We start from the raw sequence: 23,025 nt of genomic DNA on the forward strand, positions 1-23,025 counted from the left end.
GGGCTGCATCCACCTTCTTTCCCGCCTGCCCGGCATGACAGCACGCGGCCGCCTTAGTTGATCTTAAGCGCCTGCTCCTGTGAATCCAGTGCCAGCTCGGCTGCTTTGAAAATGTGAGCCTGCGTCATCGCCTTTTCGGTTTGATTCAGGCAGTCCAGAATCATTTCGCCAAAGAATGGATAGCCGATTTGACCGGACACATTCTCGTATCTCTCTTCTTTGTCATTGACAACGTAAACATGATCTTCTTCCGCGGATTTCGCAATGTCCACGTACTTTCTCAGCTCAATATAGCCTTTTGTTCCAAGGATAATGGTTCTGCCGTCGCCCCACGTTCCAAGGCCGTCCGGTGTGAGCCAATCGACGCGGAAATAATTGGACGCTCCATTGTCTGCTGTAAGCGTGGCATCGCCGAAGTCTTCGAATTCAGGATAGTCTTTATGCGCGTAGTTCCCTACTTTGCTGTGGATGACTTTGGCGTCGTCGGCCCCCGCGTAGAACAGAAACTGCTCCACCTGGTGGCTGGCAATGTCGCAGAGGATGCCGCCGTAATGTTCTCTCTGCCAGAACCATTCGGGTCTTGAAGCAATGTTACTGCGGTGCGGACCTGTTCCTAGTACCTGCACCACGTCGCCGATTTCGCCGCTTTTGATAAGGTCGCCGGCATAGACGGCGCTTTCCACGTGCAGTCTTTCGCTGTAATACACAAACCAGCGCAGTCCGGTCTCGTCGACTTTCTTCCGCGCTCTATCCAGCTGCTCTTTCGTCGTGAACGGTGTTTTGTCCGTGAAATAATGCTTTCCGGCATCCAGCACTCTCAAACCGAGGTCGCCGCGCTGGGATGGAATTTTCGCCCCGGCTATCATTTGAATCTCAGCGTCGTTCAGTACACTTTCTTCAGAATCCGCTTTTTTTACTTCAGGATGCTCCTGAATAAACGCTTCCACTTTTTCACTGTCTTCATCGTACACCGCGGTCAATTGCGCTCCTGCTTCTTTCAGCCCGTTGCTCATGCCGTAAATGTGCCCGTGGTCGAGGCCGACGATTCCAACCTTGAACTCCCCGTCCTGCACTACTTTTTCGCTTTTGCCTTTTGGAGCATAATTCATTCCATCGTTGTTACTCATTTTTGCGTTCCCTCCTTCGTTGTATTATTCGTAGTCACCGTGTACAGAAATCTCATTATTCTGGAAATTGTCGACGCTGTTTTGTTTCTCATAAAAATGCGGTGCATGGTTCAGCAGGCTCTCTCTGGAGTAGAAGCTGCTGTCTTTGGTGAGCGGCAGCGTTACATGTTTCTTTTCTGTCGCGGCTTCGTAAATCGCCATGATGATTTCCAGTGTTTTGCGTCCTTCTTCTCCGGTAACAAGAGGAGCCTTGTTCCCTTTCACGGCCTGTATGACGTCGTGAATCTGGCCGGTGTGGCCTTCATACCGCAGTGGTTCGAGCTGATTATAGGTCTCAGTGATCGACTGCTGGAGTGTTTCGTTCGTCTCCGGAAAGCCGTTTTCGAGCTGGGTATAGGCTTTTACATCAAATGGGACTTCCAGCTTTGCTTTGTCTCCCTGGAATATCAGCTTCTGTTCTTCTCCGTGATGCACTGCAGAGCTTGTTACCTGCGACAGTCCTCCGTCCTCGTGGCGGAATATAGCAATCGACAGGTCTTCTACTTCTGCGTTGGTGTGGGCGGTGTTGGACATAAATGCCGATATTTCAGCCGGTGCGCCGCGGAGCCACTGGAAAATATCGATATGATGGACCGCGTGATTCAGCGTGCAGCCGCCGCCTTCTTTCTCCCAGGTTCCTCTCCACCACAAGTCGTAGTAGTTGAACCCTCTCCACCAGTGCGAATCAATCTGCGTGTGATTAATGCTTCCAATGGTCTCGTCGGAGAGCAGTTTCGACAGTTTCATCATCGGATTCTTGAAGCGGTTCTGCGCGATGACCGACAGAATGACGTCATATTTTTCGCTCGCCTCCAGCATCCGGTCGCATTCTTCGAGGGAAGAAGCCATCGGTTTCTCCACCAGCACATGTGTGCGGTGCTCCATCGCTTTAATTGCTATATCGCTGTGGGTAAACGGTGGTGTGCAGATGGATACGAGATCCAGTTCTTCGTTTTCCAGCATCTTCTCGTAATCTGTGTACACTGATGCGTTCAGTTCATATTTTTTATTAATCGTTTCCGCTTTGTCTTCATACAAATCGCATAAAGCCGCGATTTGAATCTCTTCATCCACTTCCAAATACCCCTCTACATGCGACGAACTAATCGCCCCGACACCTATAACACCAACTTTAAGCATTGTTACCCTCCTGATAATTAGAGAATGTATTTTTTAAAATACTAACATACTTGTATACAAGTAGCTAGTTTTTTTTAAAAATAGTCCGGGAATTTTTCTTCTATCTTCTCAATATCAATCGTCAGCCGGCTTAAGTGGTCTTTCATCACAGTAATTCCCTTTTCCTCATCTTTCTCCTTAATGGAGTTAAATATTTCTTCATGCTGGTTGATTAAGAGCTGCCAGTTCACTGAAGATATTAAGCTGAGCATCCGGATTCGGTTGTAGTTCACCATAGAGTTCTCAATAATACTCCAGGAATAAAATTTGTCCACGCCGGCGAACAAGATTTCATGAAACTCCTGGTCAAGATCAAATAATTGAACGTATTCCGGGGAATCCACGTATTCTCTCTGCTTTGCCAGGTTTTTTTCCATCATGAACATATAATATTCATCGAACTGCTGCAGCGCCAGTTTCACGATGGCAAGCTCCAGATTTTCTCTGATAAACACCGACTCTTCGACGAGTTTCTTGTTGATAAGAGACACGTACGTCCCTCTTTGGGGATAAACTTCAATCAATCTTTCTTCTGATAGTTTTAAGAAAGCTTCTCTTACCGGTGTCCGGCTCACATTCAGGTGATCGGATACGACATTTTCCGTAATCCGCTGGCCGGGCTTATAGATTAATTTCATGATGTCGCTTTTTAACTTGTCATAGACATAACTTCTAACGGAGACATTCTGTGCGGAGTTGTTTTCCATAACCTTCTATTATCCACCTTACTTCTTTTTGTACCAGTATACAGAAACATCATAGACGATAAAACAGGCGTTTCGGATAAACCGGCCCGTTTATTCCTGGTCTGCCTTATTTCAGAAGATGTGAAAACAGGAATAAAATGAAATCAACTATAGATACTTGTATACAAGTATGTTAGCATAAAAGCCATAATTAGTTCAAGCAAAGGCAGGTGACGGTCAATGGAAATGGGGTTCCGCTGGTTCGGAGGGAATAATGACAGCATCTCTCTGGCAGACATCCGGCAGATACCAAATACAACCCAGATTGTATGGGCTCTGCATCAGAAAGAAGCCGGGGAAGTGTGGCAGAGAGATGAAATCGCGGAAGAAGTAAAGAACATCACATCCAAAGGATTCAAGGCTGACGTCGTCGAAAGCGTCAACGTACATGAAGATATTAAGCTCGGCCTTCCTTCCAGAGAACAATACATCGAAAATTATAAAGTAACGCTGCAGAATTTGGCGGCCGAAGGGGTAAAAACGGTCTGCTATAATTTCATGCCTGTATTTGACTGGATACGAACCGACCTTCACAAAGAATTAAACGACGGATCGACCGCTTTGTTTTATGAAAACGAACAGGTGGAACACGCCACGCCGGAAGATATTATTAACAAGGTGCTGGCGAACCCGGAGTTTACGATGCCGGGCTGGGAGCCTTCGCGGCTGCATCACATTTCATCTACCATCAAACAGTACGAGCACGTCACGGAAGAAATGCTGCAGGAGAACCTGAAGTATTTTCTCGAAAAGGTTATTCCTACGTGTGAAGAGTGTAATATTGCGCTTGCGGTGCATCCCGACGATCCGCCGTGGGAAGTTTTCAATCTGCCCCGCATCGTGTCGAATTATGAGCATCTGGAGACGATTACCGGCATGGTGGACAGCACATATAACGGGCTGACCCTGTGCAGCGGAGCACTCGGATCCTCAAGCGGCAATGATATACCTCAAATGATTTACGATTTCCAGGATAGAATACACTTTGCCCACGTGAGAAACGTGCAGCGCTTTGATAATGGAGACTTTATTGAAACGTCGCACCGCGAAGACGACGGATCGGTCCCTGTTCTTGATATTTTAAAAGCCTATCATGATATCGGTTTTCAGGGTGTTATACGTCCCGATCACGGCAGACACCTCTGGAAGGAAAACAGCCGTCCGGGCTACGGCCTTTATGACCGGTCTCTTGGCATTATGTATCTGCACGGCAGCTGGGACACGTTAAACAAAAACTGATTCCACGCGGAAAAAAGGAGGAAAATCATGTATCACGAAACACTGAACGGGAAAGTAGCAGTTATTACAGGAGGAGGCGGCGTTCTCTGCGGCAAAATGGCGGAAACGCTGGCAGCGCAGGGAATGAAAGTCGTCGTTCTCAGCAGAAAAGAAGAAAACGCGCAGAAGACCGTCGATCAGATCATCGAGCAAGGCGGGGAAGCGGTTGCCTTTGCCTGCGATGTGACGAAAAAGCAGGACATTGAAGAAACGAACAAAAAAATCCAGCAGCATTATGACAAATACCACGTTCTCATTAACGGCGCCGGCGGAAATCACCCGGAAGCCAAAACCACCAATGAAGAGTTCAGTATGAAGGACGTCGAAGATGCAGAAACCAGTTCTTTTTTCGATGTCACCGAAGAAGGCATGGATCACGTATTCCGGGTGAACTTCACTGGCGCGGTCCTGGCCACACAGGTCTTTCTTCCGCATATGATCCACGATGAAAAAAGCACGGTCATCAACATTTCATCCATGAGCGCCCCAAGCCCGATGACCAAGGTTCCTGGCTACAGCGCAGCCAAAGCCGCGGTCGAGAATTTCACGCAGTGGTTTGCTGTGCATATGGCGAAAGAAAACATCCGCTGTAATGCGATAGCTCCCGGCTTTTTTCTCACCAAGCAGAATTATTCTCTGCTGATGGATGAGAATGATCAAATGACTCCCCGTTCCCAAAAAATCATGAATCAGACGCCGATGGGCCGCTTCGGACAGCCCGATGACTTATCCGGCACGCTTCTGTGGCTCGCAGATCCCGCCTACTCCACATTCATCACCGGCGTCACCGTACCGGTCGATGGCGGATTCATGGCCTACTCCGGGGTATAAAAAATTGATTATGCAAAAGGTCAGACTACAGGCAGAACGCCTGATATCTGACCTTTTTTTATTAATAATACGGATAGCGTGGATACGGGTAAACATAGTACGGTTCGTGGTACGGCAGGGACTGCGGCTGGGCGGGTTGGTTGTTTTGCTGCATGGTGCCCTGGACCTGCTGTTGCTGCTGCTGGGCGCATGCATCGGTTGGTCCGATGATGATCGTCTCGCCCTGCAGCGGCGCGATCGCTTCCTCCCAGGTATCGGGGTCGATGCAGTACGTTTGGGCCATCACATCCGCCGGCGTTTTCGAGAGCAGGTCGGAGTAGAGAATGTATTCGGGGTACGGCGCGTCAAAAATGGCGAGAAGATGGGTGTTATTTTCCTCCGCGATCTCCCAGTGCCACCAGCCCTGCGGAAGATTGCCCACTTCCCCCGGTGTGATCCGGAACGTGGTGATTTCATTGGTGAACGGATTGATCAGCGAAATCCGCGCGGCCCCGGATATGCAGTACACGAGTTCCGACGCGTTCTGATGATAATGCGGTTCCACCACGTGCGCATTGCTCAGATAAATGTCGAGCAGCGACACATCCCCCAGCGTATTCAGATTATCCCGACCCAGCCTGTTAATGTAGTTCTGCGCATTCCGCGTGAACAGACGATTCGTATTCAGATTGAAAAAATACTGCGGTTCCGCCGCCGGATGCTCGGTATACGGATCTCTCATCATATCAATACCCTCCTGTTTTTTTATCACGTTATGTGAAACAAAAGAGAATGTGACACCCGCCTACCGCCGCGTGCATTGACCTGCATTTGGTTTATGATATCATAAACGTAAAGAAATTCCATCGAATCGTATTCCTTTTTCATGAGCTCACTTCGAAAGGATGATACCGGTGACCGTTCCCATGCTGTTTATTTATATCTTGATTGGTTTAATCGGAAGTTGGATTTACTACATCGTGGCGAAAGTGAAAAACGAGAAATCGGGTGTGGTCGATTCCGGAAAAGCGCTGAACTATTACCGGTTGAGTTACCGCAGAAGACTGCGCCGCTCATTATGGACCCTGCCGGCTGGTATCGTCATCATCGCTGGATTATACTTCGTCCCCGTCATGACAACAAACGTCTACATCGCTCTCGCCGCCATTTTCATCATTGCCTCCGCCATTGAAATCGGGTACACCTATATCAAATGGAAAAAAACAAGTATTGCATCAGAGTAATAGAAAACAGGAGGCCGCACCTTGGTGGAGAGTATAAGAACTGTCATTATCGTACTTGGTTCCTTTATTATCATGACCGGTCTCGTGAGGAAACTCGCTGACATCATCGGAAACCAACTGGATTTCTACGGTCTGCTGCAGCAGGCATGGTATAAGGTGAAAAAGAAATAAGACCTGAGTGTTTCACCATACGAAAAACATTACGGCCGCTGTGTCTGTGGAGACATGCGGCTGATTTTTTAGATCAAGCAGATTTTATCCCTGTATTTTCTCCTACTTACGTTTAGCTGTACTTTTCTCCAATAAACGTCGTTATGACTCATGCCCAGTTACGTTTGATCGGCCACCAGCTGCCTCAAACTGTCTTATGAACCGTTTAACGTTACGTTTGCGGTATGGCGCCGCCGACTTTTGGCCGCATGACGGGCACTCGACAAGAAAACGGCCGGGAGCACGCCGGCAACCGCCTCGTTCCTCTGCCATACATGCCGTTCCGGGGCAGATACACGCCAAACGTTGTCGAATACATGCCAAACACACCCCAATACAAGCCGGCGCCCCTGGTACCAGCCAAACTCGCGCCTTTACATGCCGAATCACCCCAAATACATGCCAAACCGACCTCTTTACCAGCCAACTCCACTCCACTCAACCAAGAACGGAGCACATCCCGGACAAGATGCGCGAATTGTTCATAGGTCGAAGCCACCCACCGGCGACAACAGCTGTTTAAGCTCCGACGGCTCCACATACGTTTTCGAAAAAGCGAGCAGCACCTTCCGACATTCTTCCCGCATACACCACCCCTCCTTTTCTATCACGTAGTACACGCCACTCTCTACACGGGATAAACAGAACGACAACTATTTAAGTTTATTGTATAATTTAAGTAGTTTGAAAGGAGGTTGTATGCTGTTTGAAAGGTAAAACACTAAATGGATTAATGAGACATTTAAGAGATAAACATGGAATTAATATAAGAGGCAGTAGAAATAAAAAAGACCTGCTGAATATGGGATACTACCATGGTTATAAAGGATACCGTTTCATTCGTCGGTCTCAAGATGAAATTCCTTACACTGATTTTGACCAAGTAGTCAGCGTGTATGAATTCGATGCTAATTTAAAAGCGATATTGTACCCAAAGTTAATGTTCATTGAAACCGCTATTAAAAACCGCACATTAGATACTTTAATTAACTATGGACCAGTTGATTTTGAATCTGTTTTCTCTCATTTCTTAAATGACTACAAAAGTGAAGATACCGGGAACCGAAAATACAGAGAAAAAATGAAAAAAAGATTGGATTTACGAAATAAAATTCATCAAGCTATAAGTTTAAACTATAATGAGGGAAAACCGGTTATACAACACTTCTTTCACAGCAATAAACCTATTCCGTTATGGGCAATCTTTGAAGTTATCAGCATGGGAGAGTTTGGCTTTTTCTTACAGTGCTTGAACCTCGAAACCAGAAAAGAAATAGCAAAGGTATGAATGTACATACAACATCTCATAATCAAAATGGAAGAATCATGGAAGACGTTATTTTCTTAATAAAAGATCTTCGAAATGCAGTAGCTCATAATTCTGTCATTTTCGATTGCAGGTTTAAAAAAGCTGATCCTCCATCTAAAGTGACGGAATATCTTCAAACTCAAACAACTATTTCAAATATTACATTCAATCATATTGTTGATTACTTTATTATTTTGGTGGTGTTATTAAGAAAAGTAGGAGTTACTAGAACAGAATGTTAACGATTTGTTCGAATACTTTTTGAAGAATCCGAGAAATTAAGAAATTCAGTTCCAGTTTCCGTACACACTTCTATTATGGGGTCAGATTTTAGAAATAAAATAAAAACATTAAAGAATACAATATAGTTTCTGCTTTACGAATAAATGAAAATGTAGTAACATAAAATATAATCAATAGCGGTGTACAGCTTCGGCGTGCACTTAAGGGGATTGGATGCGTCCAATCCCCTTTTTCATTTAAGCAATGTTCATTCTTTTAAATCACTTCCAATCTAATATGAGCCAATCCTTCCCTTCACATTTCAAATCAAGCCGACTACATGCCAAACCCACCCCGTTACCAGCCAACTCCACTCGACCCAGCCAAGAACAGAGCACATCAAAAAACCGGCTGGAGCGCGTCCAGCCGGTTTGATCCATCAATCGTTACAGGTGTTATTTATACAGCGGCGCTTTACTGAAATGCTCGATCTTTTCTTTCACAATATTCTTGACCCGGTTGTTGCACGGGATGAGGACTTTCCGGAGAGAGTTTTCAAGCGGCGATTCCGAGAAAGTTTTCTTTCCCTCTTCGATGTAGCGGACATTCAGTTCGGTCCCAATATTTATTTTCGCAATCCCGTAATGAATAAGCTCCTGAATGTCATCGTAAGACACGCCCGTGCCGCCGTGGAGAACGAGCGGTACCTCTACCCGTTCACTGATTTCCTGAAGAACCGCGAAGTTCAGTTTGGATTTGGAACGGTACTGGCCGTGGGAAGAACCGATGGAGATCGCTAAGGCGTCTACCTTTGTCTGTTCGTAAAAATACGCTGCATCGTTGGACTTCGTAAAGTCTACGTCTTCTTTCAGACTGACCCCGTCTTCCGTTCCGCCGATAGCTCCTACTTCCGCCTCCACAGAGACATTGTACGGTCTGGCAAAATCCACAACTTCTTTTGTTACTGCAATGTTTTCTTCCAGAGGAAGATCGGAGCCGTCTATCATCACTGAGGTGAATCCAGCTTGGACCGCTTTTTTAATAAAATTCACATCGCTGTTATGGTCCAGGTGCAGCGCAACTTTCACATTCGATTTCGCGGCGAGCGTCTCCACCATCGCTTTGATAAGATCGAGGCCGATATAGTTTGCTGTTCCGTGCGAGATCTGAATGCTGATCGGAGAATGCTGTTCTTCCGCGGCTTCTATAAAAGATGGCAGCATTTCCATGCAGTGCAGATTAAAGGACCCGACAGCATACCCTTCTTTTTTCGCTTCGTTTAAGATTTCATGTAATGGTACTAACATTGATACAATCTCTCCTTTTTTAGTTGTTATAGCGGATAGAGTCTTTATTTGTTTTCATCAGCCCGTCGATTTTGGCGGCGTAATATTCGCTTGCTTCGTCATCTCCGGTTTTCCAGGCGTTGGTTTGTTTTTTCGTATAGGCTTCCATCAGCTTACCGTGGGGATAGCCGGGTTTTTCATAAAACCCAACGCTCTCTTCCCATACCTCTATTGCTTCAGAAACTTTTCCTGTTTGAAAGAGCACCGCTCCCAGCTGATTCAGTTTCTCTACCCTGGTGTCCGGTTCCGTGTCACTCTCCAGCGAATGCTGCAGGTCTTTGATCTCCTGTTCTTTTTCCTCCATATTGATTTCCGGGTATGCCGTTTTTTCCTCTTCCTGTTTTCCACCTTTCAACCATTGCATCAGTCCCATGCTTATCCCTCCTGATTAGAATAATTCCAGGAACCATCCGAGCAGAATGCCTATCGTGATGACGTCGGAGTCACTGAACGTGACATTATCAATACCGTAGCCGCCCAGCACCGTTACAAACACCGCCGGCAGCAGGGTAATGAATAAACCATGAGCCAATCCTCCGATAATCGTCCCCCGGATGCCGCCGACAGCATTGGCGAAGATGCCGGCTGTACCTCCTGCGAAAAAGTTGGTCATCATTCCTGGTATAATTAACGCCAAGCCAACGAGCGGGAAGAAAAGGAGTCCTATGATGGTTCCAACGGTGGTTGCCAAAAATCCGATGATGACCGCGTTCGGCGCGTAAGGAAATAGAACCGGGCAGTCCAGCGCGGGTTTTGCGTTCGGTACAATTTTAATGGCAATTCCCCGGAATGCCGGAACAATTTCAGCCAGCAGCAGACGAACCCCTGACAGTACGACATACACACCGGCGACAAACTGAATAGCCTGCAAAAATGCATACACAAAATAGTTCGTTCCATCTGTGAATTCTGAAGCGATTTCAGGTCCGGCAACAATGGTTGGTATGAGATATACCGGAACCATAAGCACCATCATAGATAAATAGGTATCCTGCATGAATTCAAAGCTTCTTGGAAGCGTGAAGTTTTCTGTGGAGCTGTTTTTGTTGCCGACCACTTTTGCCACGCCGGCCTGAACGATATAGCCGAATGTACAGTAGTGGGCAAGAGCAAGATCATCTGTCCCCGTGACTTTTCGTACGATCGGCTGGGCGATAGCAGGCATGATAACGGCCATAATACCGGCAATCAAGCCGCCTGAAATAACTAATAGGGGTCCCCGCAGTCCTCCCATGTATCCTACTAGTGCAAAAACAGTTGCCATCCAAAGAGAAGCCTGCCCTGTTAAGAATATATATTTCAATCTTGTGAATCTTGCGATAATAATGTTTACAACAAACGCTATCACCATGATTAAGGCTGTTTCCTGTCCGACCATCTGCTGGGCGATACCCGCGATGGCGTTCACATCTGTTACGGTTCCCTGGATGTTAAAGCCTTCTTGAAATACGTTTCCCAAAAAGCCCAATGTCCCGGTGAGAATCTCTGTCCCGGCGATGAGGACCAGAAATCCAAGAAGGGTTTTCATCGTCCCGGTAATGATCTGCCCCGGTGATTTTTTTAAGGCTATCAGCCCTACCATGGCCACCAACGCAACGATGATAGAAGCCTGACCCAAAATATCATTTACAATGAATTGTATAATCTGCATCTTACCGCTCCCCTTTCAGTGTTTAAAGTTTTTCAAGCTCCGGCAGCAATTTGTCCCGTATTTCGTTTTTGTCCACCATCCGCTGCAGATAAATGATTGGAATCTGGATGTCATACTGCTTAAACTGTGACTCGAAATTCGCCCCGGTTACAATGACGTCCGCCGGGGTGGAGCTGGCGGTTGAAATATCACAATGAGATAATTTGGCTTCAATATTCTGTTCTTTCAATACATCTTCCACGTTCATTTCGCACGCAAAGCTGCTTCCAAGTCCAGCTCCACATACCATCAATATTTCAGGTTTTTTACTCATCGCTATCCCTTCTTTCTCCTGGAATTAAATGCTGATACTTTGCTGCCTGCGCGAGTTCTTCATCCAGCCCCTCTTTCTTGCGCACATTTTCAAGAGGAACGGCGCAAGGACTTCCGTCTTTCCATCCCGCCATAAATGAATACGTCTCTTCTTCCAGTTTCTTTCGGACAAAATCGCCTAAACGTGCAGCACAAAGCTGATCTTCCATGTTGGGATCTCCGCAGCGCTGCGTGTACCCGGGAATCGACTGCCGGATTCTCTCACCAAGCAGAGGCTCGAGTTCCTCACTTATTTTTGAAATCACGCCCTGATCTCCGTTTTTGTATTCGTCCGGCTGGAAGGCGGATTCTGTACAGAGAATAATGACGGAGTCTCTCCCTGCCTGTTTTTCTTGTGAGATACGTGCTGCTATATCGTTGATACTGAAATCGTATTCAGGAAGCAGCAGAATGTCGGCGTTACCTGCGATGCCGGATGCCAGCGTTAACTGACCCGACATCCCTCCGAACGTTTCCATAATGAAGACCCGGCCGCCCAGGTTTCTCCCGGTCTGTCTCAGACGAATAATCTGCTGTTGAATATACTCGACAGCGGTCTTGTGGCCGATCGTATAGTCGGTTCCCTCTACATCATTATCGATTGTCATAGGGACATGGATCACGTTGACACCGCTCTCTTTCAGTTTCAAAGCGCCTTTGGCCGAACCATCGCCTCCAAATACAATCAGAACGTCCACCTGCTGCTCCATTAACGCCTGCTTGACCTGAAGAGGACCTGTTTCTGTTTTCATTAAGTCGGTTCTTCCGCTTCTCAGGAACAAATCGCCGCTGTTATACCAGGAAATCAAGTCTTCTTTGGTAAACGAGAAAGGAGTCTCATTCACTATCCCTTCGAATCCGCCGTGATAGCCTATATAATCGAGATCAACACTGATCATCATGCGGATCGCGGCGTTCACACCGGAAGCATCCCCACCGCTTGTTATCACCGCTGCTTTCAACATTCATCCCCCCTTTTTTATAGTAAACTCGCTTCTTTAATAGTTTGTAAAATATCTTCGCTATCTCCTGTCATAAAGGTGCTTTTGGAATTCTCTTCATTTAAAGCGGTTACCAATTGACGCAGGGCCCGTAAATGAGTCTCGGCATCGGTGCTTCCAAGACAGAACACGAGCTGGACCGGATCATTGGCTTCATGTCCAAAATGAACGGGTGTTGATAACCTTACGAAACTCAAACATAACTCATTTACTCCTTCTTCCGGCCTGGCATGGGGCATTGCCACCCCTTTATCCAACACAACATACGGCCCGTTTTCTGTTACCATTTGAATCATGGCGTCAATATACTTCGGTTCTACCATGTGATGCTTGAGCAATGGCCTGCTTCCGATTCGAATGGCATCCATCCAATCTTCAGCCGGCACATCCAGTTGAATGAATTCAGACTTAAGAACGTTTTCCAACACAGGACCAGACTTCCTTTCTTGCTTTTTTATGAGTAGTTCCGATATCTTCTGTTGATCCCTTTCCTCTATCATTGGGTTAATGGTGATAGAAGGTATGCTGCTTTCTTCAACCGGTGTCGTTGAAAATATAAAGTCCGCCCCTTCCGTACTGCGTGCCTGCTGAAGCTTGTGATACGGAATCACTTCCGTTACCATAATTTCAGGAAACAGGCGCTTCAATCTGCTCTTCATCAATTGCACGGTTCCGATGCCGCTTCCGCAGACGAGTATCACCTTGGTCAGCGTACGGGACTCTCTGCGTTCGATGGCGGCTGCGAAGTGCAGGGTGAGAAAACAGATTTCATCAATATTAAATGAAATCCCGAATTCTTCTTCTATTTCATTTAGATTCCAAGTGATCCATTGGGAGAGACGATCATATTCATCTTCGATCTGATGTTTCATAGGATTGTTCAGACCGAGCTGGAACCTTAAACGGTAAATGGCAGGTTTTAGATGAATGATTAACCCCTGGTCCAGCTGCGTATCATCCATAAAATCAATCCCGCTTTGAAAACTGATTTTTGCTATTAACCGCTGCACCAGCTGCTGTAATTTGTGATCTTCCTGATCATCTATATGACGCAGGGTCTTAGAGCTCAAAAGATGCAGCGTAATAAACGAAGCCTCTTCCTCACAGATGAAGTCATCCGCGAATTCTTCCATGACAGCAATAATCTGCTTTCCTGTTTGGAATTCTTCATATTTCTTCAACTCTTCTATTTCGTAAGGCGGAAGCTGAACTGTTTTGTTCTGCTTCAACCGCTGCAGCGACAACACACTATGAATAATAATCCCCTGAAGCGCAAAGTCCGTAAGCTCCGGCATTTTCCATTGAAGCAGCCTGGTAATTTTGTACCGCAGAAGCAGAATGTCATGTTCCGGGATATTCAAATGTTCCAGCAGCCATTCGAATGTTTTGTCGTCTCCGAACTGATTCGATAACTCTTTATAAGACCGGCGGATATTCAACTCCCGGCCGTCCAGAATAAATCCTTTATTGCTTTTATACTGAATGCCCACCTGGTGGCTTTCGAGATAATCTTCGAGTTTCCGCAGGTCATCCAGGACGGTTCTTCTGGTGACATGCATAATGTCAGATAACGTTTTAGAAGTAACAGGCTGTTCATACTGAAAAAGGATTCCCAGTATGGTTATCATCCGCTCCAACGGTGATAACCGGATGGTATATTCACCAGCTTGCTGCAGCCACTGCTTCACCTCCTTTTTCTCCGGAGCATTGATCTTCAGCATCACCCCCTGCGACTTATCTCGTTCCACCTTCGATTTGTACTGAGTGATAAAATACTCTACTTCATTCACATCATTGCGGATCGTTCTCTCGCTGACGCTGTAGAAACCGGCCAGTTCGTGAAGCTTAATGTGTGATTCTTTCTCGAGAAGCAGTTGCATGAGACTGCGCTGTCTTTCATTTAACATGGTGAGCTCACCTCTTGATTTATATTCTAAACAAAAACAGTCCGGCATAGATGAGAAATCGCTTACAAAATAAAAACGGAAATATTTCATATCTTTTCGTGGAAAAAATCGAGGTGCCGGTAGACCGTTTTTTCTCATAGTCTACCATGAGGGAACTTAGAAATAGTAGAAACAAAACGCAGCAAATTCATGATCACCGACATCGGCAGGAAACCCGAAGGCATCATAAAAATCATCCGGCTTTCCAAGTTATGCTTCAGCAGGTTTGGTTCAAAGGGGAAAAAACAATAGGACCGGCTTATAGAAGCGCTTCACATGCTGGTTTTGTCATTTTCTTAGATGGTTCATGATCCCATCTTTTGCTATGTAACTACAGAACGGATCCCGAACCGTCCTATTTTTCTTCATACTTACGTTTAACTACTCCTGATTACCATAAACGTCATTATGACTCATGCTGAGTTCCGTTTGACCAGCCACCAGCTGTCTCAAACTGTCTTATGAAGAGTTTAACTTTACGTTTGCACTGTGCTGCCGCCGACTTTTGGCCGCATGATGGGCATTGGACAAGAAAACGGCCGGGAGCACGCCGGCAACCGCTTTGTTCTTCGGCGTTACATGCCGATTGCGGGCAGATACATGCTGAATTTTGTCGAATACATGCCAAGTAAGACCAAATACAAGCCGCCGCCCCGGGTACCTGCCAAACTTGCGGATTTACATGCCGAATCAATGCGAATACATGCCAAATCCATCTCTTTACGAGCGAAAAAGCAAGCCGGCTGAACCAAGGATCAGCCGGCTTGCTTTATATGACGAGCGAACTCTAAATGTCTCAGCTTGTCACTGCTGCATGGACGCTTTCATTTCTTCGACGCTTTCCACCTCAAAACCGAGGTCGGCAAGCATTCTGTGATCTTCTGCATTGTTCTGCCCTTCGGTGGTTAAGTAGTCTCCGATAAAAATGGAGTTCGCGGCATAGAGCGCCAGCGGCTGCAGGGAACGGAGATTTTCTTCGCGTCCTCCGGCGACGCGGATTTCTTTGGACGGATTGATAAAGCGGAACAGCGCCAGTACTTTCAGGCAGTACAACGGATTCAGTTCATGGACGCCTTCGAGCGGTGTGCCGTCAATGGCGTGCAGAAAGTTGACTGGAATCGAATCCGCATCGAGCTCTTTTAAACTCTCCGCCATATCCACCAGATCCTGTTTTGATTCCTTCATGCCTGCAATGACTCCCGAGCACGGGGACATCCCGGCGTGTTTTGCGGTATCAACGGTGTCTACTCTGTCTTCATAGGTATGAGACGTGGTGATGGCGGAATGGTTGTTTTCCGATGTATTCACATTATGATTATAGCGGTCCACGCCGGCTTCCTTGAGACGCCGGGCCTGTTCCGGTTTTAACAGCCCGAGACAGGCACATATTTTCATGCCGTACGTGTTTTTTATGTCTGTGACAGCCTCCACGAGATGATCGATATCTTTATTTGCGGGGCCGCGTCCGCTTGCCACGATACAGTACGTGCCGATATTCTGCTCATACGCGCGTTTGGCTCCTTCCAGCAGCGTCTCTTTCGTGACCATACTGTACGTATCCACCGGAGCGGTCGACACAGCGGACTGCGCACAGTACCCGCAGTTTTCCGGGCAGAGCCCTGATTTGGCATTCAAGATCATATTCAGCTTCACTTTTTTCCCGAAATGCTTTTTCCTGATGTGAAAGGCTGCATGCATGAGCGGCAGTATGTCGTCATCCGGGCAGTCCAGTACCGCCAGGCTTTCCGCTGGACTCAGACTGCCGCCCTCCAATACCTTATCCGCAAGTTCCATCCACTGATTCATCGTATGTCCTCCATTCTTCATGTATATTGTAAACCTAATATACTATAAGGTTTACAATATAACAATACGAACAGCTGGAAAAATAGCTGCAGTGTGATACGAGAATTTTCTTTTATGAGCCGGGTTCCTTCGTTTACATGCCGTTTCCAGGCAGGTACATGCCAAACATTGTCGAATACATGCCAAGCACGCCCAAATACAATCCGGCGCTCCGGGTACCTGCCAAACTTGCGGATTTACATGCCGAATCAAGCTGAATACATGCCAAAACCACCCCTTTACAAGCGGAGCAGGTCACATGAAAAAACCGGCTGATTCAACCGTTCAGCCGGTTTTTTGTTCTTTTTTCTGTATATCATGGGTTTTCCTGTTATAATTGGAAGGGAATTTGAAACACATCAAAAAGGAGAGGCAGGATATGGGTCTTTTTACGTTTATCTTTCTCTGGATTCTTTTTTTCACTATTCTATATTTTGTAGTGAAGGGCGCGGTGAAAAATGGGATGGATCACTCCCACACCCATCGAATAATGCAGGAGTATATTGATGCCGCCATCCCGGATCAAGCGGACCGAAAGCCCGTTGATCACGAAACCTTCATCAGAATCCACAATTTCTCAAAAAAACAGAACATCCCGATCAACGAAATCATCCACACCCCGTTTGAGAACATATATTTGATGAAAAGCGGAGAAGAAAACCATTTCGTCCACGTCGGAGAACGCGTGACGCTGATCGACGAGGACGATGTGAAAGACGAATGGAAACAATGGATGGAGCGTCTGTAATGAAAACCGTGTGGAAAACAATCATCTGTATCACCGGAATCTACTGTCTGGCACACCTTCTTTTTGGATTCGACACCAATCAAACGATTGCCGTATTTGGATATGATACAGGAGTTACATTCAGTCTGTTTACCAGAATCACAGGAGCCATTTTCTTTGGAAGTTTATTCGTTCCTGCATCGACATAATGTTTATTTCTTCTAAAAATAATGAAGGAGAGAGTTCTCATTGGGACGTTACGTTTGAAATTCATCACGGATTGTTACCATAGAAACCTTTCACCAGTTCATCCATCACCCGGTTCGTGCGCAGTGCTGTTTCTCCGGTGCTTGGGGCTGTCGTTCCTTTGCCGGTCAGCTCTTCCACCACCGCCTGAATCAAGTAGCGCTGAATGGGCTGCGGCTGTTCGATGATATAGTTCTTCGTTTTTGTTTCGGTCCTCAGTGTTACCGGTTCTTCATCAAACGAGGAGAAGATAATTTCGCCTTTTGTACCGACGATCCGGTTCACGTCTTCTTTCTTATAGGAAGAAAAATTCCAGATGCCGGTGCCGGCCGCGCCGTTTTCAAACAGGAACGCGCCGCTTACGGTGTCTTCGACCGGATAGGCGCCGGCCTGATTACGGGCAAATCCGGTGACATCGCGAACCGGTCCGAGCAGGTAGTCGAACAGGTCGAGGGTATGCGACGCGAGGTCGAAAAACAGGCCGCCCCCGCTCACCTCCGGCTGCAGGCGCCACGGCCATTCTCCGTTCTCGTCTTTTTCGGCAAGCGGCTGCGTGTGCTGCATCGTGACAAAACGGACGTCGCCGATCGCACCGGCGTCCAGCAGTTCTTTCACCTTGAGAAAACGCGGGAGCGTGCGCCGGTAGTACGCAACGTACAGCGGCACCTGCTTTTCGGCGCAGAACGCTGCCATTTCTTCGCATTCCAGGGTATTAAGTGCCATCGGCTTTTCGACATACACCGGCTTGCCCGCCTCCGCCGCCATCATTGTGTATTCTTTATGAAAACCAGGCGGTGTGGCGATGTAAACGGCATTTACGTTCTCGTCCTGAATCAGATCTTCTGCCTTATCATACCACACCGGCACTCCGTGGCGCTCCGCGTAGTCCCGCGCAAGCTCCCCGTTTCGCCGCATAACGGCAACCAGCGAACTGTCCTCAACCATATTAAACGCCGGACCGCTTTTCACTTCCGTTACATCGCCGCAGCCAACGATGCCCCAACGCACATCCTTCATAAGCTCCCTCTCCCTTATTAAAAAATTATAATCCTATTTATGTTTTCTATGAAAAGCGGCATAAGGAGACAAAACCTTATACCGCCTGATTCCTTTATTCTATCTAATAAAAACATCGGTCGAAACACCGAATGGCATCCTGCACGCAGCATTCCAACCCGTATTCGTCGTAGGACCTGCATGATTCGAGGCATTTGTTTAACCGCCGGCTGCATTCCAGCAGGCACTCCCGCCTGGATTTACAGCCATGACCATGATAGCCCAGTTTGCCCAGGTTATCTTCACATCCGCATTGCGGCCTGCGCCTGTGATGGTGACAACAGCACTGTTCTCTCACGATCTGTCACCCCCTTTCCCAGCAGAATATGCCGGTGGGAAAGGGAGTGCTTGTATTCTTTCATCAGGAAAGTGAAATCTATAAATGAAACGTTGCCGGCTCCCTGATGTCATTCTATTCCAACATCACTGCGGTATCTATTAGTTAATGACGGGAGACGTGATCCCGGCAACAATGATAAGAAGGGATATAGAAGCAGTGATGGCCGGTTTCAGTGATGCCGTATCGTCTTTGACTAAAGTAGAAATTGCATAAACCAGGGAAAAAACAAATACAAACGGCCAGATAAACCAAGTCCAATAATAAAAAGTCCCTATCCCCTGCATTAAACTAATCAACAACTAATTTTCTCCCCCCTCTTTTATGTACGAAACGCAGCCCCTTTTTATTCTCCTTCCCCGCGGAAGGCTTTCGGGTGGTTAAAAAGGTAGTGATCGAGCAGCGCATACAGGATTCCTGCCGCTGCAAAAAAGAACACCGCGCTACTGCTGTTCAAGTCGTACTGCTCTCTGAATGGTTCATAAGCGCCGTTAAAATACCACCATCCGCTTAGCCCGCTGATCAGACCGTACGAGAGGATACGGATCATCAACCGGTTGGTGGTTTTATTTATCAAGAGCGTCAGCGGCAGAAAGGTAACAGGATACACGAGAACCGACGTGAACCAGATCATCAGAGGAAAAACGCCACCGATATGATAGGTTGTTGTAACCTTACTCCCCTCCACCAGTTCTACAGCAAAACCGGCTCCGAGGCAAAGCAGCGCAAATGGAATCCACATGATAAGACTGTGCCGCAGTATTCTTTTCATCGTAATCCCCCTTGTTCATTTTCCCATTTTATCACAGAAATTGTCTTTGTCTCGTGATAAAATAAGGTAGGAAAAATCGTTAAATGAGGAGGAAAAGCTTGAAAAAACGGAAAAAACTCATGACGTTTTCTATGATAAGCATAGCAGTAATATTCGCCGGCTTTTTTTCTTTTATTCTATTCAATCCCCCATTAGTTAAAGGATCGGTTGGTTCGTTAAACAACTACCATGCCCTAGTCATAGCAATCGGCAATAAAGGGTTCAGCGACTTACATATTAATGACGTATCGGTCAATGGTAATGAAGAACCATCAAATGTCAAAGTGCAGGTCAGTAATCCGTTAAAGGGATTTATTGTAAAGGACACTTTTAATCAAGAGGCTGAAGAATTTAACATACACGATGTGGAAAATGTGACCATCAAGACGAATACATCCCCTGCTGAACAACGGGAAAAAGTAAATAATGACACAACATCAACGGATGATAAAAGTTATGGAATGAGTGTTGTTCATAACAAAGAGATCGAAAACGTAACCATAACATACAATTATTTAGGAATATCTTTTGACAAAACTCTGAGAGTGAATGAGTGAAGTTGAATCTATGAGGCATTGGTTTCATAGGACTGATATGTACAACGGTACCTCCATAGAAAGGCTGGATAAGATGCACGAAACTGAGTGGGATATCCAAGAAGTGAAGCGTTCAAAAAAGCTGGAGTTAGTCCAGCACAATCTTGTGATGCTGCTGTTATTCGTATGGTTTGTTCAGTATGTTCACAACGGTGCCTCGGCTTCTGTACTTCTTGGTTTATGCAGCGTGCTTTTATGGATTACAGCAATCCCTTCCCTGTACAAGCTAAAGAGAGGAAAGGCATTCGGAACAAAGTCAAGCCGGATCGTTCAGAATTTTGACAGGCATCTTAAGGGCGGGAAGCGGTGGAAGCGGAGAACAATGATAGAGGCTTGCTTTATCATTTTTATCAGCACTGTTTTCACCGTGCTTTTGTTTGTGATGGATGTTGACTCTGTAAGATTAGATTCTCCTATCGATATTTTCCCATTTATCGGAGGCTGGGCAGGTTTTAATGTAGTAGAGATGATAAGATTGAATAATCTATGAGGATTGGACGTGCTGTCCCTTCCTCTTTTCTAATTGTTATGAGCCGGGTTTTCTGAAATACATGCCGTTTCCAGGCAGATACACGCCAAACGTTGTCGAATACATGCCAAGTCAGCACAAATACAAGCTCGCGGCCCCGGCACCTGCCAAACTCGCGCATTTACATGCCGAATCAAGCCAAATACATGCCAAATCCACCCCTTTACATGCTGTCTAATAAATTTATCTGCGGTTTCGGCCCATTTATCAGCGTCCGCCTCTTTTTCGGGAGCTCGCTTCAAACGAGCAGCGATCCGCGGAATCCGCGGCCTCCGTAGTAGGACTCGGCGCCATTGTGATAAACGAAAACATGCCCGAAGCGGCGGTCGCAGAATAGTGCCCCGCCGCGTTCCCTGATATCAGCGGGTGTCTGCACCCAGCTCGATGTTTTCACATCAAATTCGCCGAGCTGCTGCAGCGCGCGGTACGCGTCTTCGGTGAGCATATCGATGCCCATCTCCTCCGCCATCTCCACGGCACTGTTCTCCGGCTTGTATTTTTTTCTCGACTCCAGCGCCTTTCGGTCATAACAGACACTGCGGCGGCCCGCCGGACTCTCCGCCGCGCAGTCGGCAAACACGTAGCCGCCCCTCTCTTCGTCGTACCAGACAACATCCGGTTCGCCGCCCGTCTGCTCCATCTGATAAAGCGATTCCCATTTTGAAGGATCCTTCTGAAGCTTTGCCTCAACTTCTTTCCAATCCAGCCCCTCATGCCGGTGCATATGTTTCTCAAAACGATGTTGCAGCACCGCAGGCAATTCTTCCAGGGACACCTCATTACTGTTGTTTCTATCTCCTTCAGCCATCGACGCTCCTCCCTTTTCTAACTCATAGTTTCATTGTAGAGTACCTTCACAGAAAAATCTAGAACAACAGCCGCGATGCGTAGATGACGATGGTGACGGTGACGCTGCTGAGCAGGGTGGAGATGAGCACGGCCTGCGCGGCGTATTCCTGGTAATTGTCATACATGAGCGCGAACTGGGCGCTGTTTCGTGACATCGGGAAGGCGCTTGCGATAAAGAGAGCCTGCGCGATCGTACCGTCTATGCCAAAGAGCGAAATGACAGCAAGCGCGGTCAGCGGCGCGACGATGAGCCTTCCGGTAAGTCCCAGAAAAAAAGCGGCAGAAAAGTTCTCCAGCTTCGGATAGGCGACCTGCGCGCCGAGCGTGAGAAGCGCTACGGCGAGAAACGCGTCGGCGATGTTTTCAAGCGGTGTCCAGATGAAGCCCGGGATCGGAATCTGAAAGCCGTAAAACAGAAAACCGAGCACGAGCGCATACAGAATCGGGGTCTTCAGAATTTCTTTGAAGTTCATCGTGCCTTTTCCCTCGGTGGACGCCGCGTTCATGAGACCGTAGGTATACGTCATAATGTTTTGAAACATCATGACCATAATCTGCACCGATGCGCCGACCGGATTCGCCTGGAAGACAAGCTGGCTGACCGGCAGACCGAAATTGCCGGAATTGTTCAGCACAACACTGTTTTTGAACGTCGCAGACAGCTTTTTGTCCATTTTCATTCCTTTTGCCGTCACATGGGCAAGCGCGCCGAGCAGCAGGAACTGAATCAAAAGAAACCCGCCGATTTCAAGCAGCAGCGACGGTGTCATGTCGTTTTGATAAATGTTCACAAAAATAACCGTCGGGAGAAGCAGGTATGTCAGCAGCCGCGATAATGTTTTCATGTCGAACTGAAGCAGGCGGTGCAGCAGAGCGCCCACCCCCAGTAAAAAGAAAACAGGAAATATAATTTGAAGCAGAATCTGAAATAATACCGCCATGTGCTATCATCCGTTCCGGTTGCAGGGTTCAGAGTGAGGTTCGTTCCTCCTTCTCTTATCTTACAACGCTTCCTCAGCGACATGCTATCCCTTTCATGTAAAAAAAGGAATAGTCCCTGTACGTGTAGAAGAGTCTTGGAAAATATATATGGGATGGGGGAATAACCATGCGTCGCTTCGGATTGTGCAATACATTTACAGCTGTAGACGGAGAACGCGATACACTGGCAGGACTGCTGCTGGAAGCTTCGAAGGAAATGAAAAAGCTGGAGGAGTGCGAGTTATACATTATCAATTCCGATGACAATAACCCGGACGTCCTCTACGTATTTGAAGTGTGGTCCAGCGAAGAAGCGCATCAGGCTTCGTTATCGATGGACGTCAACCAAACGTTAATCAAAAAAGCACGGCCGATCCTGTCCGGAGTCGAGAAAACAGGCCCGTTCACTCCCCTGGGCGGCAAGGGAATATCCGCTTCATCACTGGAAAGCTGAAAAAACGGCTCTCTCATCAAAAAAACCGGCTGATCGAGTCAGCCGGTTCTCACCTATATTTGCGGTTCTTTCAATACATCGGCGGCTTCAGCGGATATATCGGCGGAAGGTCTTCTTTTATCAGTGCTTGGGCGA

The 23,025-nt window shown here is 47.0% G+C and carries 27 protein-coding genes; 11 read left to right on the top strand and 16 right to left on the bottom strand.

The features are described from left to right. Positions 1-53: 53 nt before the first annotated feature. The 3 genes from ACFSUB_RS15185 to ACFSUB_RS15195 form a co-directional block, all read right to left on the bottom strand. Entirely contained in the window at positions 54-1,127 is a 1,074-nt protein-coding gene (locus tag ACFSUB_RS15185; protein ID WP_380714104.1) for a Gfo/Idh/MocA family protein, read from the bottom strand. 24 nt (positions 1,128-1,151) lie between these two features. Continuing rightward, the gene (locus ACFSUB_RS15190; protein WP_380714105.1) at positions 1,152-2,306 is read right to left on the bottom strand and encodes a Gfo/Idh/MocA family protein; all 1,155 of its coding nucleotides are present in this window, start codon (positions 2,304-2,306) and stop codon (positions 1,152-1,154) included. Positions 2,307-2,380: 74 nt separating this feature from the next. After that, positions 2,381-3,052 (bottom strand): GntR family transcriptional regulator, encoded by a 672-nt coding sequence (locus tag ACFSUB_RS15195; RefSeq protein ID WP_380714106.1) that lies wholly within the window; start codon positions 3,050-3,052, stop codon positions 2,381-2,383. Between the two features lie 219 nt (positions 3,053-3,271). Between ACFSUB_RS15195 and uxuA the strand changes: the two genes are divergently transcribed. Both uxuA and ACFSUB_RS15205 read left to right on the top strand, forming a co-directional pair. Continuing rightward, on the top strand, positions 3,272-4,330 hold the full coding sequence (gene uxuA / locus ACFSUB_RS15200; protein WP_380714107.1) for a mannonate dehydratase: 1,059 nt from the start codon (positions 3,272-3,274) through the stop codon (positions 4,328-4,330). Between the two features lie 27 nt (positions 4,331-4,357). Beyond that, positions 4,358-5,200 (top strand): SDR family oxidoreductase, encoded by an 843-nt coding sequence (locus tag ACFSUB_RS15205; protein WP_380714108.1) that lies wholly within the window; start codon positions 4,358-4,360, stop codon positions 5,198-5,200. A 61-nt stretch (positions 5,201-5,261) separates the two neighbouring features. Here the strand turns inward: ACFSUB_RS15205 and ACFSUB_RS15210 are convergent, their stop codons facing one another. Continuing rightward, positions 5,262-5,921 (bottom strand): cupin domain-containing protein, encoded by a 660-nt coding sequence (locus tag ACFSUB_RS15210; RefSeq protein ID WP_380714265.1) that lies wholly within the window; start codon positions 5,919-5,921, stop codon positions 5,262-5,264. A 172-nt stretch (positions 5,922-6,093) separates the two neighbouring features. Between ACFSUB_RS15210 and ACFSUB_RS15215 the strand changes: the two genes are divergently transcribed. The 4 genes from ACFSUB_RS15215 to ACFSUB_RS15230 all read left to right on the top strand — a co-directional run bounded on the left by ACFSUB_RS15215 (position 6,094) and on the right by ACFSUB_RS15230 (position 8,184). Then, the gene (locus ACFSUB_RS15215; RefSeq protein ID WP_380714109.1) at positions 6,094-6,423 is read left to right on the top strand and encodes a hypothetical protein; all 330 of its coding nucleotides are present in this window, start codon (positions 6,094-6,096) and stop codon (positions 6,421-6,423) included. A gap of 24 nt (positions 6,424-6,447) precedes the next feature. Further along, positions 6,448-6,594, top strand: coding sequence for a hypothetical protein (locus tag ACFSUB_RS15220; RefSeq protein ID WP_380714110.1), 147 nt, complete (start codon positions 6,448-6,450; stop codon positions 6,592-6,594). 745 nt (positions 6,595-7,339) lie between these two features. After that, positions 7,340-7,921: an Abi family protein gene (locus ACFSUB_RS15225; protein WP_380714111.1), complete on the top strand. Its 582-nt coding sequence runs from the start codon at positions 7,340-7,342 to the stop codon at positions 7,919-7,921. 38 nt (positions 7,922-7,959) lie between these two features. After that, positions 7,960-8,184: a hypothetical protein gene (locus ACFSUB_RS15230; RefSeq protein WP_380714112.1), complete on the top strand. Its 225-nt coding sequence runs from the start codon at positions 7,960-7,962 to the stop codon at positions 8,182-8,184. A 435-nt stretch (positions 8,185-8,619) separates the two neighbouring features. Here the strand turns inward: ACFSUB_RS15230 and ACFSUB_RS15235 are convergent, their stop codons facing one another. The 7 genes from ACFSUB_RS15235 to bioB all read right to left on the bottom strand — a co-directional run bounded on the left by ACFSUB_RS15235 (position 8,620) and on the right by bioB (position 16,265). Then, entirely contained in the window at positions 8,620-9,471 is an 852-nt protein-coding gene (locus tag ACFSUB_RS15235; protein ID WP_380714113.1) for a class II fructose-bisphosphate aldolase, read from the bottom strand. Between the two features lie 19 nt (positions 9,472-9,490). Then, positions 9,491-9,883 carry a hypothetical protein gene (locus ACFSUB_RS15240; RefSeq protein ID WP_380714114.1) on the bottom strand — a complete coding sequence of 131 codons (393 nt, stop codon included), beginning with the start codon at positions 9,881-9,883 and terminating at the stop codon, positions 9,491-9,493. A 15-nt stretch (positions 9,884-9,898) separates the two neighbouring features. Further along, positions 9,899-11,161: a PTS sugar transporter subunit IIC gene (locus ACFSUB_RS15245; protein WP_380714115.1), complete on the bottom strand. Its 1,263-nt coding sequence runs from the start codon at positions 11,159-11,161 to the stop codon at positions 9,899-9,901. Between the two features lie 22 nt (positions 11,162-11,183). Next, complete coding sequence (locus ACFSUB_RS15250) at positions 11,184-11,474, bottom strand: PTS sugar transporter subunit IIB (protein ID WP_380714116.1); 291 nt, start codon at positions 11,472-11,474, stop codon at positions 11,184-11,186. Further along, entirely contained in the window at positions 11,467-12,477 is a 1,011-nt protein-coding gene (locus ACFSUB_RS15255) for a 6-phosphofructokinase (protein ID WP_380714117.1), read from the bottom strand. The genes ACFSUB_RS15250 and ACFSUB_RS15255 overlap by 8 nt, the downstream gene beginning before the upstream one ends. 14 nt (positions 12,478-12,491) lie before the next feature. After that, entirely contained in the window at positions 12,492-14,420 is a 1,929-nt protein-coding gene (locus ACFSUB_RS15260) for a BglG family transcription antiterminator (protein WP_380714118.1), read from the bottom strand. Between the two features lie 843 nt (positions 14,421-15,263). Further along, a complete protein-coding gene (bioB, locus tag ACFSUB_RS15265; RefSeq protein WP_380714119.1) occupies positions 15,264-16,265 on the bottom strand; it encodes a biotin synthase BioB in 1,002 nt (333 codons plus the stop codon). Positions 16,266-16,683: 418 nt separating this feature from the next. On the opposite strand from bioB, the gene ACFSUB_RS15270 reads away from it, so the two are divergent. Further along, positions 16,684-17,052 (top strand): hypothetical protein, encoded by a 369-nt coding sequence (locus ACFSUB_RS15270; RefSeq protein ID WP_380714120.1) that lies wholly within the window; start codon positions 16,684-16,686, stop codon positions 17,050-17,052. Next, entirely contained in the window at positions 17,052-17,240 is a 189-nt protein-coding gene (locus ACFSUB_RS15275; RefSeq protein ID WP_380714121.1) for a hypothetical protein, read from the top strand. Before ACFSUB_RS15270 ends, ACFSUB_RS15275 begins: the two co-directional genes overlap by 1 nt. A gap of 64 nt (positions 17,241-17,304) precedes the next feature. Here ACFSUB_RS15275 and ACFSUB_RS15280 read toward each other — a convergent pair whose 3' ends face one another. The 3 genes from ACFSUB_RS15280 to ACFSUB_RS15290 all read right to left on the bottom strand — a co-directional run bounded on the left by ACFSUB_RS15280 (position 17,305) and on the right by ACFSUB_RS15290 (position 19,442). Further along, positions 17,305-18,294: a Gfo/Idh/MocA family protein gene (locus ACFSUB_RS15280; RefSeq protein ID WP_380714123.1), complete on the bottom strand. Its 990-nt coding sequence runs from the start codon at positions 18,292-18,294 to the stop codon at positions 17,305-17,307. A 477-nt stretch (positions 18,295-18,771) separates the two neighbouring features. Then, positions 18,772-18,972 (bottom strand): hypothetical protein, encoded by a 201-nt coding sequence (locus ACFSUB_RS15285; protein WP_380714124.1) that lies wholly within the window; start codon positions 18,970-18,972, stop codon positions 18,772-18,774. Between the two features lie 44 nt (positions 18,973-19,016). Continuing rightward, complete coding sequence (locus ACFSUB_RS15290; RefSeq protein ID WP_380714126.1) at positions 19,017-19,442, bottom strand: hypothetical protein; 426 nt, start codon at positions 19,440-19,442, stop codon at positions 19,017-19,019. A 98-nt stretch (positions 19,443-19,540) separates the two neighbouring features. Between ACFSUB_RS15290 and ACFSUB_RS15295 the strand changes: the two genes are divergently transcribed. Both ACFSUB_RS15295 and ACFSUB_RS15300 read left to right on the top strand, forming a co-directional pair. Next, positions 19,541-20,038 (top strand): hypothetical protein, encoded by a 498-nt coding sequence (locus ACFSUB_RS15295; protein ID WP_380714127.1) that lies wholly within the window; start codon positions 19,541-19,543, stop codon positions 20,036-20,038. Beyond that, the gene (locus ACFSUB_RS15300; RefSeq protein WP_380714128.1) at positions 20,031-20,567 is read left to right on the top strand and encodes a hypothetical protein; all 537 of its coding nucleotides are present in this window, start codon (positions 20,031-20,033) and stop codon (positions 20,565-20,567) included. Before ACFSUB_RS15295 ends, ACFSUB_RS15300 begins: the two co-directional genes overlap by 8 nt. Before the next feature lie 277 nt (positions 20,568-20,844). Here ACFSUB_RS15300 and ACFSUB_RS15305 read toward each other — a convergent pair whose 3' ends face one another. Together ACFSUB_RS15305 and ACFSUB_RS15310 are read right to left on the bottom strand one after the other, a co-directional pair. Further along, positions 20,845-21,414, bottom strand: a complete 570-nt coding sequence (locus ACFSUB_RS15305; protein WP_380714130.1) for a DUF4256 domain-containing protein — start codon at positions 21,412-21,414, stop codon at positions 20,845-20,847. Positions 21,415-21,472: 58 nt separating this feature from the next. Then, complete coding sequence (locus tag ACFSUB_RS15310; protein WP_380714132.1) at positions 21,473-22,396, bottom strand: AEC family transporter; 924 nt, start codon at positions 22,394-22,396, stop codon at positions 21,473-21,475. A gap of 167 nt (positions 22,397-22,563) precedes the next feature. On the opposite strand from ACFSUB_RS15310, the gene ACFSUB_RS15315 reads away from it, so the two are divergent. Beyond that, the gene (locus ACFSUB_RS15315; protein ID WP_380714133.1) at positions 22,564-22,890 is read left to right on the top strand and encodes a putative quinol monooxygenase; all 327 of its coding nucleotides are present in this window, start codon (positions 22,564-22,566) and stop codon (positions 22,888-22,890) included. Positions 22,891-23,025: the final 135 nt, after the last annotated feature.

Source organism: Salibacterium lacus, assembly GCF_042684865.1.
Lineage (GTDB): Bacteria > Bacillota > Bacilli > Bacillales > Marinococcaceae > Salibacterium > Salibacterium lacus.

Coding starts and splice junctions, on each gene's coding strand:
- uxuA (WP_380714107.1), top strand. CDS start 3,272: ATGGAAATGGGGTTCCGCTGGTTCGGAGGGAATAATGACAGCATCTCT.
- ACFSUB_RS15205 (WP_380714108.1), top strand. CDS start 4,358: ATGTATCACGAAACACTGAACGGGAAAGTAGCAGTTATTACAGGAGGA.
- ACFSUB_RS15230 (WP_380714112.1), top strand. CDS start 7,960: ATGGAAGACGTTATTTTCTTAATAAAAGATCTTCGAAATGCAGTAGCT.
- ACFSUB_RS15245 (WP_380714115.1), bottom strand. CDS start 11,161: ATGCAGATTATACAATTCATTGTAAATGATATTTTGGGTCAGGCTTCT.
- ACFSUB_RS15195 (WP_380714106.1), bottom strand. CDS start 3,052: ATGGAAAACAACTCCGCACAGAATGTCTCCGTTAGAAGTTATGTCTAT.
- ACFSUB_RS15270 (WP_380714120.1), top strand. CDS start 16,684: ATGGGTCTTTTTACGTTTATCTTTCTCTGGATTCTTTTTTTCACTATT.
- ACFSUB_RS15240 (WP_380714114.1), bottom strand. CDS start 9,883: ATGGGACTGATGCAATGGTTGAAAGGTGGAAAACAGGAAGAGGAAAAA.
- ACFSUB_RS15235 (WP_380714113.1), bottom strand. CDS start 9,471: ATGTTAGTACCATTACATGAAATCTTAAACGAAGCGAAAAAAGAAGGG.
- ACFSUB_RS15290 (WP_380714126.1), bottom strand. CDS start 19,442: ATGAAAAGAATACTGCGGCACAGTCTTATCATGTGGATTCCATTTGCG.
- ACFSUB_RS15255 (WP_380714117.1), bottom strand. CDS start 12,477: ATGTTGAAAGCAGCGGTGATAACAAGCGGTGGGGATGCTTCCGGTGTG.
- ACFSUB_RS15315 (WP_380714133.1), top strand. CDS start 22,564: ATGCGTCGCTTCGGATTGTGCAATACATTTACAGCTGTAGACGGAGAA.
- ACFSUB_RS15275 (WP_380714121.1), top strand. CDS start 17,052: ATGAAAACCGTGTGGAAAACAATCATCTGTATCACCGGAATCTACTGT.
- ACFSUB_RS15305 (WP_380714130.1), bottom strand. CDS start 21,414: ATGGCTGAAGGAGATAGAAACAACAGTAATGAGGTGTCCCTGGAAGAA.
- ACFSUB_RS15300 (WP_380714128.1), top strand. CDS start 20,031: ATGAGTGAAGTTGAATCTATGAGGCATTGGTTTCATAGGACTGATATG.
- ACFSUB_RS15185 (WP_380714104.1), bottom strand. CDS start 1,127: ATGAGTAACAACGATGGAATGAATTATGCTCCAAAAGGCAAAAGCGAA.
- ACFSUB_RS15280 (WP_380714123.1), bottom strand. CDS start 18,294: ATGAAGGATGTGCGTTGGGGCATCGTTGGCTGCGGCGATGTAACGGAA.
- ACFSUB_RS15210 (WP_380714265.1), bottom strand. CDS start 5,921: ATGAGAGATCCGTATACCGAGCATCCGGCGGCGGAACCGCAGTATTTT.
- ACFSUB_RS15260 (WP_380714118.1), bottom strand. CDS start 14,420: ATGTTAAATGAAAGACAGCGCAGTCTCATGCAACTGCTTCTCGAGAAA.
- bioB (WP_380714119.1), bottom strand. CDS start 16,265: ATGAATCAGTGGATGGAACTTGCGGATAAGGTATTGGAGGGCGGCAGT.
- ACFSUB_RS15250 (WP_380714116.1), bottom strand. CDS start 11,474: ATGAGTAAAAAACCTGAAATATTGATGGTATGTGGAGCTGGACTTGGA.
- ACFSUB_RS15190 (WP_380714105.1), bottom strand. CDS start 2,306: ATGCTTAAAGTTGGTGTTATAGGTGTCGGGGCGATTAGTTCGTCGCAT.
- ACFSUB_RS15310 (WP_380714132.1), bottom strand. CDS start 22,396: ATGGCGGTATTATTTCAGATTCTGCTTCAAATTATATTTCCTGTTTTC.